This is a genomic window from Cupriavidus sp. HY129 (assembly GCF_059492215.1).
Map to the genome: position 1 here is coordinate 3,264,679 of NZ_CP083254.1, position 16,342 is coordinate 3,281,020.

Sequence of the window (16,342 nt, forward strand, 5' to 3'; positions counted from 1 at the left end):
CGATTGGCCGGGGCTGATTGATACACGAAAACTGTGTGAGTGCGGGTTGCGCGAAAGAAATTGCGCACGACCAAAACGGCCCCCGCTACCCGGAGAAACGGGTAGCCTTACACTATATCGCAGGAGCTTGGAAAGGGCAAGTTCAATTGCCGAATCCCGCGCAGAACCACATCTGTAGTGGCAGAATTCGGCGAAATTGCGGCGTAAAGCCAACTCGTGGCGGCGCGATGGCTGCCGAAGTGTGCATTTCAGGCGGCCACGCGGACGAAATCACCCCCATAGAACACCAGCGGATCACCATCGGAGGCGGCAAAATCCTCTACTGCACCGACGATCAGCAGGTGATCGCCGAGCGGGTCGGCACGCTCGACACGGCACGAGAGCGTCGCGAGCGCCTCGTCAAGATACGGCACGCCACGCGGACAGCGCCAGTGCGGCACGCCGGCGAACTTGTCAGGCTGGGGTCTGGCGAATCGACGCGCCAGTTCGTCGTGCCCTGCCCGGAGGATGCTCACGCCGAAGGCCTCTCCTGACTGGAACAGGGCCACATTGGGCGAATGGCGCGCCAGGCTCCAAACGATCAGCGGCGGATCCAGCGACAGCGAGGCGAACGAGTTCACGGTCAGCCCCACCGGCCGGCCTTGCGGGGCGCACGCGCCAATGATCGCCACGCCCGTCGCGAACCGTCCGCAGACCCTTCGCAAGGCCCGGGGATCGGGCGCGCCCGCCGGCGCGCTTGCGACTATCTTGGTCGAGTCCATGTCACGCTGCCTTGGCCAGTTGCTGGTCAATCAACTGCTGACATGCCACCGGATCGGACCACCACGGGAAGAAGTCCGGTGGATTGTCGAATCCGTTGGCAATGCGCGCGGCCAATGCCGGCGACTGGCCCGCGGCGCCCAGGAGGCCGAGGATATGAGGCGGCGGCGGGGTCAGCAGCGAGTTGGTCCAGTTGACCACATCGCCCGCATACGCCCAGTACCGCTCGAACGTCTGGTTCATCCAGTCCGCGTCATAGGGAAGCCCATCCCGCGCGAGGATGGCGTCCAGATACACCTTGCAGCACTTGGCGGCGTTGTTCGAGCCCTGGCCAGTGATGGGATCGTTGACGACCACGGCGTCGGCCATTCCGAATACCAGTCGACCGGAAGGCAGGGTCAACACCGGCTTGCGCACCGTCGGCGCGAAGCGGCCCGACAGGATGCCATTGGCATCGGTCAGCGCCACGTGATCGCAACGCTCGGCCTCCCAGGGCAGATAGGTACGCAGAATGCGCAGGCTCTCCTCAAGGTGCGCTTCCGGCGTACGCGCTTCGGACCAGCGGTCCATGTCGCCGCCCGGAACCCCTTCGAACACCATGATCTCGCATGGCCCGGATAGCGTGAGCGCTGGGAACACGAAGTACTCCCCTACCCCCGGGATCAGGTTGAAGCAAACCCGCGAGAAAGGTGTGCGCGGCACCATGCCCGTGACGTACGTCAGCGCCAGCGCGCGCTGGGGCGCACTGAAAGGGCTGCGTGCGGCGTCGCGCTCGAAGCGGCTCACGATCTCCCCCTTGCCGGCGGCCAGCAGCACCAGGTCGTGCTCGAGCGTGAGGGCTTCCAGTTCATCCAGCCCGACATCGACAATGCGCAGATCGCCGCCGCGTTCGACGAAGGCATCCATCCACGCCGGCATCTTCAGGCGCTGGTCCACTGCCTGCGCCACGCGGTCTAGCGGGGCCGCCCAGTCGATCAGCTTCTCGCCATGCCGTTCCGGATGGGGAATGGCCAGGCCGATACCTTCCACGGGCGGGCACGCTTCCTCCCACCAATTGAGATCGAGATCGCGCTCGGTCTGCAGCGCGCGATCGAACATGCATTGGCTGGACATCACCTTTCCCGCGCGAATCTGGTCCGCGGTGCGATTAGACAGCAAAGTCACCCGATAGCCTCTGGCCTGCAGCCCCAGGGCCATCTGCAATCCGGACTGGCCGGCACCGACGATGGCAATACGTTGGCTCATGGTTGTCTCCGTGATCTGTTTTCGGAAGGCGATTCAGCCAGCCAGCTTGCCGATGGCCGGCACGTTCTGTTCAGGGCCCATGGCGGCGTATCCGCCATCCACCGCGTAGTCCGCTCCGGTGACGAAGCTGGCGTGATCCGAGCAGAGAAACAGGACCACCTGTGCGACCTCGTCCGGCTCACCAACGCGTCCGAGCATGTGGAAGGGCGCGGCCACAGCATCGGTGCGCGCGCGGTTGCCACCGCTGACTTCGTCCATCAGCCGGCACCAGGTCCATCCCGGCGAGACGGCATTGACGCGGATGCGGTCCGGCGCGAGGTCCATCGCCATGCTGCGCGTCAGTTGCGCCATGGCGGCCTTGGAGACCGGATAGAGCCAGCGTCCGGTCTGCGCGACCCGTGCCGAGATGCTGGTGAAATTGACGATGGCACCGCCGCCACGCGTGCGCATGTGCGGGTGCACGGCCTGCGCCAGCATGACGCCGGACACCACGTTCACATCGAGAGCCGCCAGCCAGTCAGCACGGGAAGAGCGAAAACCATCATCCAGGTAGGTGCAGGCCAGGTTGACCAGAAAATCCACGCCGCCAAAGCGGCTGACCACCTGCGCGACCGCGCTGCGGACCTGATCGTCCTGGGTGATGTCGGTGGGCACGAACATGGCCATCGGCCCCAACGATGCCGCCACACGCTCGCCGCCGGCAGCGTCGATATCGAGAATCGCCACGCGGGTACCCGCTTCGGCAAATGCGCGGGCAACCCCCGCGCCGATCAGTGTGGCGCCGCCTGTGACGATGGCTACCTTGTCCTGCAAGCCTTGCATGATGGTGTCTCCTCGGTTGATGTGCGGGGCGGCCTCTGACGTGCCGTCCCCGCGTTCCGCCCGTTCCGCGACGTGGGCCGGGGGCGTTACTTGCCTTCGCTCTCGCTCCAGCGCGCCATCAGCGTGTTGGATGGCAGCGTTTCGTCCAGCAGCTTGCGTGCCGTCTCGATTCCGGCCACGGGCAGCCCCTTGGGATCGAGCAGGCCCACCTGTACCAGCACGCTGGCCTGGTCCCAGTAGATATGCTCGTGATAGAGCTTGTCGCCACGGAACTTGATGATGGCGATCAGCGGGATCTCGACGCGCTTGCCGGTTGGAGGCACGCCGGGGAGCATCCAGTCGATCTCGCAGGTGTGGGTAAAGCAGAAGAGGATCTCGTCCACTACCTGGCTGGCGCCGATCGTGCGGGACAGCGGAATCAGCGTGGTGTCGGGCGGATTGCTGTGGACGAAGTGGTGCTGGTAGAAGCGCTTGAGCTGCCGGTAGCCCACGCCACCGGTCATCGTCGGGATGTGGTTGACGTATGGCTCGGCCACCATCGTCGCCATCGTGGCATCGACATCGCGCGTGGCGAATTCGTACTCGCAATGCTTGTCCCACAGCGCGGAGAAATCGTAGTGTGGGCCCATCTCGGCGCGGAACGCCGCGATCGAACGCTGGTGCGCCATCAGGGCCGAGGCCTTGTCGAAGTGCTCGCCGCCGGCGCGCGCAAAGGCGTGATCCATCCCCGGATAGACGTACAACTCGACACCTGGCTGGCCGGACAGCGCTTCACGGATGCTCGCCTGCGCCTCGGGCGGGCAGAAGCCATCGCGCTCGGCGACATGCAGTACCAGCCGGCCACGGATGTTTCTGGCCTCGCCAAGCGCGCGCTCGATACCAACCCCGTAGTAACCGACGGCACAGGCTACGTCCGGCAGTCGGCACGCCGCCAGATAGGCCAGCTTACCGCCGAGGCAGAAGCCGAGCACACCGGTCTGGCCAGCGCATTCGGGGCGTTGGCGCAGCGTGGCGAGAGCGGCGCCGACGTCCTGTACGCCCTTATCTTCGTCAAATTGCTGGTACAAGCCGAGTGCACGCTGGAAGTCCGCCCCGCGGTCGGTTAGCTCGATCCCGGGCTTGATGCGCCAGAACAGATCCGGCACCAGCACGGTATAGCCTTCCTCGGCGTAGTAGTCGGCCACCTGCCGCATGGTGGCGTTGACGCCGAAGATCTCCTGGCACAGCACGATGCCCGGGCCCTTACCTACTGCCGGAGTGGCGAGATAGCCACTTAAGTTGCCGTCCTGGGTCTGGATCTGGATGGTCTGGCCCATGCCTTTTGCTCCTGTATGTTTTGTGGGTATGGCCGCCGTGCGTGCCCCGCCGTTGCCTACATGATCGGAGACCCGCACCGCAGCAAACTAGCCGCCTAGTGCAGCGGCTATCCGATTAGTGCAGGAAAGTGCGTCCCCGTTCAAGGGGGACGTAGGGGCCGGGGACGAATCCGCTATAGTGGTGCGCAGCGAATCAGCCGCTGCGCACTGTGCCAGCCGGCTGACAACAGCCGGAATCACGCGGCGCGCACGTTCGGTCAAGGTGGCGATCCACCGGCAGAAGCGGCAGCGCCCGGGCCGGCCCCGCCAGGAGCGAGACATGCCGCAGATGCCCCCCACTGCCCCGGCCATGGTGCCGCTGGCAGGTGCCCTGCTTCACGACACCGGCCGTCTGGTGTTCGATTCGGACGACCTCGACACCACGCGTGCACGGGTAGCGTCGGTCTTCAAGCCCCATCGACTCACCCTGCATGGCAATGCGCTGCGTGCGCGAATGCATCACGTGCCCGTGGGCGCAGTGTCCTTCAACCGGCTCAGTTACGGCGGAGACGTGACCATCGACCCAGGCCCGCTAGGCGATTTCTTGCTGATACAGATGCCGATGGCTGGCCAGGCGGATATTCACTGCGGCGGGCAGCACGTTGTCTCGGATTCGGAATGCGCCTCGGTGCTGACACCGAGCGAACCCCTGCGGATGCGGTGGAGCGCCGACAACGACCAACTCATCGTACGCATCGAGCGCAGCGCCCTGGAACGCGTTTGCGCGGCATATCTGGGCCGGCGACCGAACCAGCCGCTGCGCTTCCAGCTCGGCATGGCCTGGCGCAACACGGGGTGGCAGTCGCTCGTCCAGTATCTGGCCGACACCTTGAACCACGCGCCGCAAACCGCGAGCCACCCGCTAACTGCCTGCCAGCTCGAGCAATTGGCAATCGGCACATTGCTGACGTTCCAGCCGCACAGCCTGTCCGACGTGTTACGCGAACACGGCAAGCCGCTAGCGCCAAGGCACGTGAAGGTTGTCGAGGAATACATCCATGCCCACGCCGATGCAGCGGTGACGCCCGCGCTGCTCGCCGAGATGGCGGGGGTCAGTCTGCGCAGCCTGTATGCGGGATTCCGCGAGCATCGGGGCCTGAGCCCGATGACCTATCTGCGCACGGTCCGCCTGGAACGGGTGAGGCAGGATCTGCTCAATGACGCAACGCTGTCTTCGGTAACGGCCGCCGCGTTGCGCTGGGGCTTTGCTCACCTGGGGCGATTCAGCGTCGAATACCGGCGTGCGTTTGGGGAGTGCCCGGGAGAAACTTTGCGACGACGCGGTCGGGGCTGAGCCAGGCAAGAAACCGGGTCACCACAAAACAAAAACGGCGAACCGAAGTTCGCCGTTTTGCTGCAACAGGCCGCCGATGCGGCCCGAAACATATTTACACCTTGATCTCGACGTCCACGCCTGCCGGCAGGTCGAGCTTCATCAGCGCGTCGACGGTCTTATCGGTCGGGTCGACGATGTCCATCAGGCGCTGGTGAGTGCGGATCTCGAACTGATCGCGGCTGGTCTTGTTGACGTGCGGCGAACGCAGGATGTCGAAGCGCTGGATACGGGTCGGCAGGGGCACGGGACCCTTGACGATAGCACCGGTACGCTTGGCGGTATCCACGATTTCGGCTGCCGACTGGTCGATCAGGCGATAGTCGAAAGCCTTCAGGCGGATACGGATCTTCTGGTTCTGCATGATTGTTCCTTAAAAGAGCGATGGGCCAGTGGCCCGGATAAAAGGGGACATGCCCGCGGGCATGTCCCAGGAAGATTGCTTAGTCGAGGATCTTTGCCACAACGCCGGCGCCGACGGTACGGCCACCTTCGCGGATAGCGAAGCGCAGACCTTCTTCCATGGCGATCGGGGCGATCAGCTTGACGGTGATCGACACGTTGTCACCCGGCATGACCATTTCCTTGTCCTTCGGCAGCTCGATCGAGCCAGTCACGTCGGTCGTACGGAAATAGAACTGCGGGCGGTAGTTGTTGAAGAACGGCGTGTGACGACCACCTTCGTCCTTCGACAGAATGTACACCTCACCCGTGAAGTGCGTGTGCGGCTTGATCGAGCCCGGCTTGCACAGAACTTGACCACGCTCCACGTCTTCGCGCTTCGTGCCGCGCAGCAGCAGACCAACGTTGTCACCAGCCTGGCCTTGATCCAGCAGCTTGCGGAACATTTCCACGCCCGTGCAGATCGTCTTCACCGTCGGGCGGATACCCACGATTTCGATTTCTTCACCGACCTTGATCACGCCACGCTCGATACGACCGGTCACCACGGTACCGCGGCCCGAGATCGAGAACACGTCTTCCACCGGCATCAGGAACGTACCGTCCACAGCGCGCTCCGGCGTCGGGATGTACGTGTCCAGCGCGTCGGCCAGGTTCATGATTGCCACTTCACCCAGTTCGCCCTTGTCGCCTTCCAGCGCCAGCTTGGCCGAACCCTTGATGATCGGCGTGTCGTCGCCCGGGAATTCGTACTTCGACAGCAGCTCGCGCACTTCCATTTCCACCAGCTCGAGCAGCTCGGCGTCGTCCACCATGTCGCACTTGTTCAGGAACACGATGATGTACGGCACGCCAACCTGACGGGCCAGCAGGATGTGCTCACGCGTCTGCGGCATCGGGCCGTCAGCGGCCGAGCACACCAGAATCGCGCCGTCCATCTGCGCAGCGCCCGTGATCATGTTCTTCACATAGTCAGCGTGGCCCGGGCAGTCAACGTGGGCGTAGTGACGGTTGGCCGTCTCGTATTCCACGTGCGCGGTGTTGATCGTGATGCCGCGTGCCTTCTCTTCCGGCGCTGCGTCGATTTCGTCGTACTTCTTGGCTGCGCCACCGAACTTGGCTGCCAGCACCGTGGCAATCGCTGCCGTCAGCGTCGTCTTGCCGTGGTCAACGTGACCAATCGTACCTACGTTCACGTGCGGCTTGGTCCGCTCGAACTTTTCCTTTGCCATGTTTCAGCTCCTAATGGAATACAGTCTGATTCGATTCTTTACACCGCCACGCAGATCATGCGTGGCGGTACAGCGTTTTATTACTTGCCCTTGGCCGTCATCACAGCTTCGGCGATGTTCTTCGGTGCCTCAGCGTAGTGCTTGAATTCCATGGTGTAGGTGGCGCGGCCTTGCGTGGCCGAGCGCAGCGCGGTCGAGTAACCGAACATTTCCGACAGCGGGACTTCGGCCTTGATGATCTTGCCGCCGCCCACCATGTCGTCCATGCCCTGCACGATGCCGCGGCGGGACGACAAGTCGCCCATCACGGTACCCGTGTAGTCTTCCGGCGTTTCCACTTCCACGGCCATCATCGGCTCGAGCAGAACCGGGCTGGCCTTGCGCATGGCTTCCTTGAAAGCCATCGAGCCGGCCATGCGGAACGCGTTTTCATTCGAGTCCACATCGTGGTACGAACCGAACGTCAGCGTGACCTTCACGTCCACCACCGGGAAGCCAGCCAGGATACCGGCCGGCAGCGTGTCGACGATACCCTTCTCGACCGCCGGGATGTATTCGCGAGGAATCACACCGCCCTTGATGGCGTCGATGAATTCGAAGCCCTTGCCCGGCTCTTGCGGTTCCAGCGTGATCACGGCGTGACCGTACTGGCCACGGCCGCCCGACTGCTTGACGAACTTGCCCTCGACGTCCTCGGCCTTCTTGCGAATGGTTTCGCGGTAGGCAACCTGCGGCGCGCCGATGTTGGCTTCCACGCCGAATTCGCGCTTCATGCGGTCGACCAGAATTTCGAGGTGGAGCTCGCCCATGCCCGAAATGATGGTCTGGCCCGATTCTTCATCGGTACGCACGCGGAACGACGGATCTTCAGCGGCCAGGCGGTTCAGGGCGATGCCCATCTTTTCCTGGTCAGCCTTGGTCTTCGGCTCGACAGCCTGCGAGATCACCGGCTCCGGGAACACCATGCGCTCGAGCACGATCGGGGCAGCGGGGTCGCACAGCGTGTCACCCGTGGTGGCGTCCTTCAGGCCCACCGCGGCGGCGATGTCACCGGCCAGCACTTCCTTGATTTCTTCGCGCTGGTTGGCGTGCATCTGCAGAATACGGCCCAGACGCTCCTTCTTCTGCTTCACCGGGTTGTACACGGTGTCGCCCGAATTGATCTTGCCCGAGTACACGCGGAAGAAGATCAGCTGACCAACGAACGGGTCGGTCATGATCTTGAACGCCAGCGCCGAGAACTTCTCGTTGTCGTCAGCCTTGCGCTCGAGCTTCTTCTCGTCGTCGCTCTCGTCCACACCCTTGACCGGCGGAATATCAACCGGCGACGGCAGGAAGTCGATCACGGCGTCGAGCATACGCTGCACGCCCTTGTTCTTGAACGCGGTGCCGCACAGCATCGGCTGGATTTCGCAGGCGATGGTACGGTCACGCAGCGCCTTCACGATCTCGGCGCGGGTCAGCTCTTCGCCGCCCAGGTACTTTTCCATCAGCTCTTCGCTGGCTTCGGCGGCGGACTCGACCATCTTCTCGCGCCATTCGTCAGCGGTAGCTTGCAGTTCGGCCGGGATGTCCTGGTACTCGAACTTCACGCCCTGGCTGGCTTCGTCCCAGACGATCGCCTTCATTTCCAGCAGGTCGACAACGCCCTGGAAGCCGTCTTCAGCGCCGATCGGCACCACGACTGGCACCGGGTTGGCCTTCAGGCGGGTCTTCAGCTGGTCGTAGACCTTGAAGAAGTTCGCACCGGTACGGTCCATCTTGTTGACGAACGCCAGACGCGGCACGCCGTACTTGTTGGCCTGACGCCAGACGGTTTCCGACTGCGGCTGCACGCCACCCACTGCGCAGTAGACCATGCAGGCGCCATCCAGCACGCGCATGGAACGCTCCACCTCGATGGTGAAGTCCACGTGGCCCGGGGTGTCGATGATGTTGAAGCGGTGCTCGGGGTAGTTGCCGCCCATGCCCTTCCAGAAGGCGGTGGTCGCAGCAGACGTGATGGTGATGCCGCGCTCCTGCTCCTGCTCCATCCAGTCCATGGTGGCCGCGCCATCATGCACTTCACCGATCTTGTGGTTCACACCGGTGTAGAACAGGATCCGCTCGGTCGTGGTGGTTTTACCCGCGTCAATGTGAGCCGAAATACCGATGTTACGGTAGCGCTCAATAGGAGTCTTACGAGCCACTTTAATCCTCTATTCGTCCATGAGGCGCAGAAATCTCATGGTCTGCGCCCTTAACACAAACGGGCGAGATGTGTAAAAACACAGCCCGCCCGGCAACCAACAATGTTTCTCGCGCGCTTTAGAAGCGGAAGTGCGAGAACGCCTTGTTGGCTTCGGCCATGCGGTGCACTTCGTCGCGCTTCTTCATCGCGCCACCACGGCCTTCTGCAGCTTCAAGCAGTTCACCTGCCAGGCGCAGCGCCATCGACTTCTCGCTGCGTTTTTTCGCGGCCTCGCGCAGCCAACGCATCGCCAATGCCAAACGACGCGACGGACGGACTTCGACCGGAACCTGATAGTTTGCGCCGCCCACGCGACGGCTCTTCACTTCCACCACCGGCTTCACGTTGTTGATCGCAACGGAGAACACTTCGATGGGGGCCTTGCCTGCCTTCTTTTCGATCTGGTCGAACGCGCCGTAGACGATACGTTCGGCAACCGACTTCTTGCCGTCCAGCATCAGCACGTTCATGAACTTGGCAACTTCAACGTTACCGAACTTCGGATCAGGCAGAACTTCCCGCTTGGGGACTTCACGACGACGTGGCATCTTTTTTCCTTTAGATTCAGTTGAGAAGCGGTCTTGCTTGTTCCCGCTCTCCGGTCACCAACTAGCTTGCCTTCGTTTTATGGGCAAATTCGCCGGGTGACCACTTACTCGACGGCACGGCGCATCAAAAACGCTCCGTTGTACCGCCGCCTGGTGACAGCTCCATGACTCGCGCCACAGCTCTGTCGGGTATTGCTTGCGTAGAAGCTTAGGCAGCCTTCGGACGCTTCGCACCGTACTTCGAACGGGCCTGCCGGCGGTCCTTCACGCCTTGCAGATCCAGCGAGCCACGGACGATGTGGTAACGCACACCCGGCAAGTCCTTCACACGGCCGCCGCGAATCAGCACGACCGAGTGTTCCTGCAGGTTGTGGCCTTCACCGCCGATGTACGAAATGACTTCGAAACCGTTGGTCAGGCGCACCTTGGCGACCTTACGCAGTGCCGAGTTCGGCTTCTTCGGCGTCGTGGTGTACACGCGGGTGCACACGCCGCGACGCTGCGGGCAGTTCTCAAGCGCTGGGCTCTTGCTCTTGATGACTTCAGAGACACGCGGCTTGCGAACCAGTTGGTTGATAGTTGGCATTGTTCAATCCAGCTTGGTTTTTACAAAAACACCCCTCTGCCAGCGGACGACATAAGGGGCAACTACGGGTTTCGGACGGGAAAGGTGAGCGAACGCTCTGGAGGAAGGGCTGTGAAGTGACAGACTTGCCAAAGAGCGCGAGCTCGCCAGGATCCCGCTGTCGCCTTGCCCGGTTGCAAACCGAAGTCCACATATCCGACAGACGAGCGAAATCCAAAGCCAAAAACTCGAATCTGGCACTCTAGCAGGCCGCTTGGCAATGGTCAAGCGGTATACCCGAAGATCCGCCCGGCACCCTCACGCCTCACACTGCGCGCAGGATTTCGAGGATTTCCTCGCCGTAGCGTTCGAGTTTCGACGCACCGATTCCGGGCACTTCCGCCAGCTCATCGAGCGACTCGGGTGCGCTGCGCGCCAGTTCCCCCAGCGTGGCGTCATGGAAGATCACATAGGCGGGCACGCCGTGCTCGCGCGCCGTGGTGGTCCGCCAGCCGCGCAGCGCTTCCCAGTTGGCCAGCATGTCGGCATCCATCGTCGCCGTATGGTCGATCCTCGCCCCGCGCGCGCCACGGTCGGCGGACTTGCCCGGCTTGCTGACCTGGCGGCGCAGGGTGATCAATTCCTCACCCTTGAGCACGGCACGCGCCGAATCGCCAAGCAGCAACGCTCCGTGTCCACCGTGATCGATGACCAGCAGCCCGTGTGCGATCAACTGACGGAAGATCGCGTGCCACTCGGATACCGAGCGATCCTTGCCGATGCCGAACGTCGACACCTTGTCATGCCCCCATTGCCGGATCTTCTCGTTGGCATTGCCACGCAGCACGTCGATCAGATGCGTGGCGCCAAAATAGACGCGGCTCGCCTGCGCGATGCGGTAGACGCACGACAGCGCCATCTGGGCCTCGCGTGTCCCATCCCAGGTGGAAGGTGGCTCCAGGCAGGTATCGCAATTTCCACAGGGCTCGGCCGTCTCGTCGAAGTACGCCAGGATGCGCACACGCCGGCAGCCAGCGGTTTCACACAAACCCAGCAACGCATCGAGCTTGGACGATGAGACGCGCTTGTGCGCCTCGTCCGCTTCCGACTCGTCGATCATGCGTTTCTGCTGCACCACATCGCCCAGCCCGTATGCCATCCATGCATTGGCGGGCAGGCCGTCGCGCCCCGCGCGTCCGGTTTCCTGGTAGTACCCTTCCATGCTCTTGGGCAGGTCCAGGTGCGCCACAAAGCGTACGTCCGGCTTGTCGATACCCATGCCGAAAGCGATGGTGGCTACCATCACGATCCCTTCTTCCTCGCGGAATCGGGCCTGGTGCGTCTGGCGAATCTGGGAGTCCATGCCGGCGTGATAGCCCAGCGCGTTGATGCCGTGGCTGGACAGCCACGCTGCGGTATCCTCGACCTTCTTGCGTGACAGGCAGTAGACGATGCCGCTGTCGTGCCCGCCAGTCGCGTTCATGTGCTCTGCCTTGATGAACGCGAGCAACTGCAGCCGGGCGTTGTCCTTTTCGATGATCCGATAGCGGATATTGGGGCGGTCGAAGCTTGAGATGAAGACGCTCGCTTCGTCCAGCGCCAGACGCTCGACAATCTCCTGGCGCGTCAATGCATCGGCCGTGGCCGTCAAGGCGATACGCGGAACACGCGGAAAGCGCTCGTGCAGGACCGACAGCTGGATGTACTCGGGCCGGAAGTCATGTCCCCATTGCGATACGCAATGCGCTTCGTCAATCGCAAAGAGACCCACGCGCGTCCGCTCGAGCAGATCAAGGAACCGCGGCGTCATCAGCCGCTCCGGCGCCACATAGAGGATATCCAGCCGCCCCGCCAGCAGGTCCCGCTCGACTGCCGATGCCTCGCTGCTGCTCAGCGTCGAGTTGAGCACTGCGGCGCGAACCCCCGCCTCCGTCAGTGCGGCGACCTGATCCTGCATCAGCGCAATCAGTGGCGATACGACGATACCCACGCCGTGGCCTGCCTGCTGCCGGAGCAGCGCGGGAATCTGGTAGCAGAGCGACTTGCCGCCACCGGTCGGCATCAGCACCAGGCAATCACCGCCTTCGGCCACGTGGTCGATGATTTCGCCCTGCCGGCCGCGGAATGCGTGGTAGCCGAAGACTTCTTTGAGGATCGCCAGGGCGCGCGACATGGGACAGCGGGATTCGGAAAGCCAGGAAAGGCGTAACCATACCACTAAGGCCCGGCTCACCTGCATGTGTCTGTGCCAATGTCGCGAAGACTTCAACGGCCAACAACCGAGTTGCCGCAATCCGACGCATCCCCGTTCACCTTGCCTCAGCACAACGATCGCACCGCCAGTCAGGCCTAGGATGATTCGAAGCCGCGCATTCTGTGACGCGAGCAACGGTTCAGCGAACCCCACGGAAGATGCAAACCCATTCCTTTGCCCTGCCGATCTCCATTACCCGGGACGGCACCGAGCCGTACAAGCGGCAGATCATGCGACAGATCGAATGGCTGATCGTCTCCGGGTGCCTGCAACCTGGAGATCGACTCCCTTCGATTGCCGCTCTGATGGCGATGTTGCGCGTCTCGCGCAATACCGTGGTTGGCGCATATGAATGCCTGGCCGATACCGGCCTGCTGCGTGGAGAGCCGGGCCGAGGATTCTTCGTCGCTACCGATACACCGCGAATGTCCTCGCTGCCGTCACCCGGGGCGGAAACGTCGGGGAATGCCACATCCGCACACCAGTTCGCCGAATCCGGCGCGGACATCGTCACCCCCGGCGTTCACACCTCACCGCCGCCGTCGCCAGTACGCTTCGACTTCAAGATCGGGCGTCCCGCGCCGGATGCCTTCCCGGCGCGTCGTTGGGCGAAACTGGCGAATCCGTTGCTGCGCCATATGGGCCATGCCATGACGGAGTACACGCCCGCTGAAGGCCTGTGGGGTCTGCGGGTGCAGATCGCGGATTACCTGGCCGCGACACGCGCGCTGGCCGTGGATCCAGGCCAGATCATCGTCGTCGCTGGCGTGCAGGAAGCACTCCACCTCCTTGCCACGCACTTCATCCGCCACGGCAGCCGCGTCGTGATGGAATCCCCGGGCTATGCGGGCTTCTGCAACCTGCCGCGATTGGGGAATGCCGTTCATGTCACCATCCCCGTCGACACGCAAGGGCTATGCACCCATGCCCTGCCGGAAGCACCAGTGCAACTGGCCTATACCACGCCATCGCACCAGTACCCGCTCGGCTACACGATGTCGCTCGACCGGCGGCGCGAGTTGCTGGCGTGGGCAGCACGCGTCGGCGCCTGCGTGATCGAGGACGACTATGACGGAGACTTCGCCTATGACAGCGCGCTGCTCCCGCCACTGGCCGCACTCGATCCCACACGCGTCGTTTATGTGGGTACCTTCTCGAAAGTGCTGGGTCCAGGGCTCCGTCTTGGTTTCATGGTCTGCCCCCCAAGGCTCGCCGACGCAATGGCGCGTCGAAAAGCCCTGCTGAATCATGGGTGCCCGTGGCTGGAGCAGGCAGTGCTTGCGCGTCTGTTCGAGTATGGGGACTACAGTCGCCATCTCTACAAACTGCGCCGGAGATATCGCGCCCAGCGCGATGCCTTGCTGGCCGGCCTGCGCAGTATCTGGGGTGACGATTGCCAGATCAGCGGGGCAAGTACCGGAATGCACCTGGCCTTGCATCTCCCGACCGACAGCCCACCCGCCGACGAAATCGTTCAGTGCGCACTGGCCAGCGGCATCCGCCTTTACCCGCTGCCGGAAGCCGCCTGCGGGAATGCATCGGAGAAGACCGATCGGGTCGTGCTGTTTGGCTATGCCTCATTGACGACCAGGCAAATCGGCGAAGCGATGAGCCTGCTCAAATCCGTGCTGACTGCCCGCTTCAGGCATGCGGTGGCGGAGCCCGCCACCGCACGAGCCACTACTTCGGTGGCTTCACCTTGCTGAAGTAGCGCGACAATGCATCGATCGCGGCATCATCCAGCGGTTCGGCCATTGGCCGCATCACAGGGTCATTGCGGCGCCCAGCCTTGAAATCGTGCAACTGCTTTGCCAGGTATTCGGGCTTCTGCCCCGATAGGTTCGGGTACAGCCCAACGCTGCTGATGCCATCGATGCCATGGCAAGAAGCACACAGCGGCAGGATAGCTTTCACCTTCTCGTCAAGCTTGGGTGTCTCGGCGTGCACGCCTACCGAGAACAGCACCAATGCAAGCGTGACGGCGCTACGGTTCAAACGAAAATCGGTCATCGCGTCACTCCTCCATCAGTTCTTGCGAGTGGGCGGCAGGCCCACGGTGATCCATTGCGTGCGGGCACGCGAGAAGATGCCTGCCGGGCTTTCCATCTTGTGTTCGGCGACCAACTCCAATGTCTTACTGTCGTAGATGCGAATCCGGTCTCCGTAGTAGCCCGCGCTCACGTACAGATACTTGCCATCACGGGTGTACTCCGGGAAGAACGCGTGGCCACCGGCTTCGAGCGTGCGAACGACTTCAAGCGTCTGCTTGTCAATAAGCTGGATCTGGGACGCCCTCTTGTCCTTGCTGACGATATCGACCGCGACATACGGCGCGTCAGGATGGGCTGCCGGCGACTCGGTCGGGCCAGCCACGCGGATGTTCTTCACGACCGAGAAATCCTTGGTGTCCCAGACTGTCACCACATCACCCTTGTCGCACTTACCGATGTTGGTACCAAAAGCCAGCATTCGGCCACCGATCGGCGTCACTGCGCCCGATCCAACGTGCGGCTGGCAGCCCGCAGGAATATCGCGAACCACCTTGTCTTCCTTGAGATCGATGGCGACGATCTTGTTGTCGTCATATGAGGCCACCATCGAATATCGTCCATCCGGCGTCAGGAACGTATCGTGCAACATGCGTCCGACCTTCTCGAGCTTGGTGACGGGCATCCCCTCTCGATCCGGATCCACGATCCAGATCTGCCCCGCCTGGCGCAGCGTCAGCGCGAACTTGTTGTTGATCCGGCTGCCGATCACCGGCCCACCTGCCGACTGAATGAACTTGCCGTCCGGGTCCGTGCCTTCCAGGCGAAGGTGCTTCACGGGTTCGAGCGTATCCGCCTTCAGGATCATGACGAGATTTGGCACGAATGAACTGGCGGCCAGCCATTTGCCGTCGTTCGACACGGCAATGCCCGGCCCCGTCAAACCCGTCTTGATCTTGCGCACAACCTTGAGCGAGTAAAGGTCGATCTTATAGACGTAGCCATCGTCGCTCTTGAGCCACGCCCATCGCTCATTGACCGGGCTGAAATCCATGATGTGCGGCGCAATCGGTGTAGCGATCTCGCCAACCACCTGATTGGTCTTGCCGTTGAGGAACACCGTCTTGGCGTTATCGGAACCCGTTCCCCGGCCATAGCGTCCGCGGGCCATGACCACCATCAGGTCGTAGACCGAGTCGATCTTGTAAGTCGGCTTCGACGGGAGCGTCTTCTCGTCGATCAGCACTTCCAGGCTGTCCTGGGCCTGCTTCATCGACCATTCCGGCTTGCTGACCGGCTGCGAATGGATGTACTCCGCCAGCAGATGAATGTCCGCATCGGGCAGGCGCGAGTGGAACGGCGGCATCAGCGTGTCGGGGATACCAGTCATGATCGTGCCGCGTAACGCAGCCGCGCTCTGCACAAGGCGGTCCTTGTGCAAGGCGGGCCCCACATACCCGCCCCGGCTCGCCGAGTGACACACCGCACAGTTGGCCTGATAGAGCGCGTCGGCGCGCGTTATCTCCTCGGCAGTCATGGCCGAGATGGCCGACGACACACCGGTCAACGTGACAAACAGCATCGTTCTTCCGAACATGGACCAGACTCC

At 62.6% G+C, this 16,342-nt stretch carries 14 protein-coding genes; 2 read left to right on the forward strand and 12 right to left on the reverse strand.

The genetic code is table 11. The features are described from left to right. Positions 1 to 248: 248 nt before the first annotated feature. From K6G35_RS15025 to K6G35_RS15040, 4 genes are all read right to left on the reverse strand, one after another. Entirely contained in the window at positions 249 to 761 is a 513-nt protein-coding gene (locus K6G35_RS15025) for a flavin reductase family protein (RefSeq protein WP_035881091.1), read from the reverse strand. Position 762: 1 nt separating this feature from the next. Then, positions 763 to 2,004 carry a styrene monooxygenase/indole monooxygenase family protein gene (locus K6G35_RS15030; RefSeq protein ID WP_035881090.1) on the reverse strand — a complete coding sequence of 414 codons (1,242 nt, stop codon included), beginning with the start codon at positions 2,002 to 2,004 and terminating at the stop codon, positions 763 to 765. Between the two features lie 33 nt (positions 2,005 to 2,037). Next, positions 2,038 to 2,826, reverse strand: a complete 789-nt coding sequence (locus K6G35_RS15035) for an SDR family oxidoreductase (protein WP_008642904.1) — start codon at positions 2,824 to 2,826, stop codon at positions 2,038 to 2,040. Between the two features lie 86 nt (positions 2,827 to 2,912). Beyond that, complete coding sequence (locus tag K6G35_RS15040; protein ID WP_008642903.1) at positions 2,913 to 4,142, reverse strand: dienelactone hydrolase family protein; 1,230 nt, start codon at positions 4,140 to 4,142, stop codon at positions 2,913 to 2,915. A gap of 319 nt (positions 4,143 to 4,461) precedes the next feature. Between K6G35_RS15040 and K6G35_RS15045 the strand changes: the two genes are divergently transcribed. Continuing rightward, complete coding sequence (locus K6G35_RS15045) at positions 4,462 to 5,475, forward strand: AraC family transcriptional regulator (RefSeq protein ID WP_008642902.1); 1,014 nt, start codon at positions 4,462 to 4,464, stop codon at positions 5,473 to 5,475. Between the two features lie 94 nt (positions 5,476 to 5,569). On the opposite strand, the gene rpsJ is transcribed toward K6G35_RS15045, so the two are convergent. The 6 genes from rpsJ to recQ form a co-directional block, all read right to left on the reverse strand. Further along, positions 5,570 to 5,878 (reverse strand): 30S ribosomal protein S10, encoded by a 309-nt coding sequence (rpsJ, locus tag K6G35_RS15050; RefSeq protein WP_006160488.1) that lies wholly within the window; start codon positions 5,876 to 5,878, stop codon positions 5,570 to 5,572. 79 nt (positions 5,879 to 5,957) lie between these two features. After that, positions 5,958 to 7,148, reverse strand: coding sequence for an elongation factor Tu (gene tuf / locus K6G35_RS15055; protein WP_008649202.1), 1,191 nt, complete (start codon positions 7,146 to 7,148; stop codon positions 5,958 to 5,960). A gap of 80 nt (positions 7,149 to 7,228) precedes the next feature. Then, complete coding sequence (fusA, locus tag K6G35_RS15060) at positions 7,229 to 9,337, reverse strand: elongation factor G (protein WP_008649175.1); 2,109 nt, start codon at positions 9,335 to 9,337, stop codon at positions 7,229 to 7,231. Between the two features lie 118 nt (positions 9,338 to 9,455). Further along, a complete protein-coding gene (gene rpsG / locus K6G35_RS15065) occupies positions 9,456 to 9,926 on the reverse strand; it encodes a 30S ribosomal protein S7 (protein ID WP_008649176.1) in 471 nt (156 codons plus the stop codon). A gap of 208 nt (positions 9,927 to 10,134) precedes the next feature. Continuing rightward, positions 10,135 to 10,512 carry a 30S ribosomal protein S12 gene (rpsL, locus tag K6G35_RS15070; RefSeq protein ID WP_008649178.1) on the reverse strand — a complete coding sequence of 126 codons (378 nt, stop codon included), beginning with the start codon at positions 10,510 to 10,512 and terminating at the stop codon, positions 10,135 to 10,137. Between the two features lie 304 nt (positions 10,513 to 10,816). Further along, the gene (gene recQ, locus K6G35_RS15075) at positions 10,817 to 12,664 is read right to left on the reverse strand and encodes a DNA helicase RecQ (RefSeq protein ID WP_495675888.1); all 1,848 of its coding nucleotides are present in this window, start codon (positions 12,662 to 12,664) and stop codon (positions 10,817 to 10,819) included. A gap of 239 nt (positions 12,665 to 12,903) precedes the next feature. Here recQ and pdxR point away from each other — a divergent pair, with 239 nt between their 5' ends. Then, positions 12,904 to 14,451, forward strand: coding sequence for a MocR-like pyridoxine biosynthesis transcription factor PdxR (gene pdxR, locus K6G35_RS15080; protein WP_495675889.1), 1,548 nt, complete (start codon positions 12,904 to 12,906; stop codon positions 14,449 to 14,451). Here pdxR and K6G35_RS15085 read toward each other — a convergent pair. Continuing rightward, entirely contained in the window at positions 14,426 to 14,755 is a 330-nt protein-coding gene (locus K6G35_RS15085; protein ID WP_008649187.1) for a c-type cytochrome, read from the reverse strand. The genes pdxR and K6G35_RS15085 overlap by 26 nt on opposite strands. Positions 14,756 to 14,770: 15 nt before the next feature. Next, positions 14,771 to 16,330 (reverse strand): nitrite reductase, encoded by a 1,560-nt coding sequence (locus K6G35_RS15090; RefSeq protein WP_008649188.1) that lies wholly within the window; start codon positions 16,328 to 16,330, stop codon positions 14,771 to 14,773. Between the last annotated feature and the right edge of the window lie 12 nt (positions 16,331 to 16,342).

Excerpts from the sequence above, each read along its gene's own strand:
- K6G35_RS15025 (WP_035881091.1), bottom strand. The coding sequence starts at position 761 with ATGGACTCGACCAAGATAGTCGCAAGCGCGCCGGCGGGCGCGCCCGAT.
- K6G35_RS15030 (WP_035881090.1), bottom strand. The coding sequence starts at position 2,004 with ATGAGCCAACGTATTGCCATCGTCGGTGCCGGCCAGTCCGGATTGCAG.
- K6G35_RS15035 (WP_008642904.1), bottom strand. The coding sequence starts at position 2,826 with ATGCAAGGCTTGCAGGACAAGGTAGCCATCGTCACAGGCGGCGCCACA.
- K6G35_RS15040 (WP_008642903.1), bottom strand. The coding sequence starts at position 4,142 with ATGGGCCAGACCATCCAGATCCAGACCCAGGACGGCAACTTAAGTGGC.
- K6G35_RS15045 (WP_008642902.1), top strand. The coding sequence starts at position 4,462 with ATGCCGCAGATGCCCCCCACTGCCCCGGCCATGGTGCCGCTGGCAGGT.
- rpsJ (WP_006160488.1), bottom strand. The coding sequence starts at position 5,878 with ATGCAGAACCAGAAGATCCGTATCCGCCTGAAGGCTTTCGACTATCGC.
- tuf (WP_008649202.1), bottom strand. The coding sequence starts at position 7,148 with ATGGCAAAGGAAAAGTTCGAGCGGACCAAGCCGCACGTGAACGTAGGT.
- rpsG (WP_008649176.1), bottom strand. The coding sequence starts at position 9,926 with ATGCCACGTCGTCGTGAAGTCCCCAAGCGGGAAGTTCTGCCTGATCCG.
- rpsL (WP_008649178.1), bottom strand. The coding sequence starts at position 10,512 with ATGCCAACTATCAACCAACTGGTTCGCAAGCCGCGTGTCTCTGAAGTC.
- recQ (WP_495675888.1), bottom strand. The coding sequence starts at position 12,664 with ATGTCGCGCGCCCTGGCGATCCTCAAAGAAGTCTTCGGCTACCACGCA.
- pdxR (WP_495675889.1), top strand. The coding sequence starts at position 12,904 with ATGCAAACCCATTCCTTTGCCCTGCCGATCTCCATTACCCGGGACGGC.
- K6G35_RS15085 (WP_008649187.1), bottom strand. The coding sequence starts at position 14,755 with ATGACCGATTTTCGTTTGAACCGTAGCGCCGTCACGCTTGCATTGGTG.
- K6G35_RS15090 (WP_008649188.1), bottom strand. The coding sequence starts at position 16,330 with ATGTTCGGAAGAACGATGCTGTTTGTCACGTTGACCGGTGTGTCGTCG.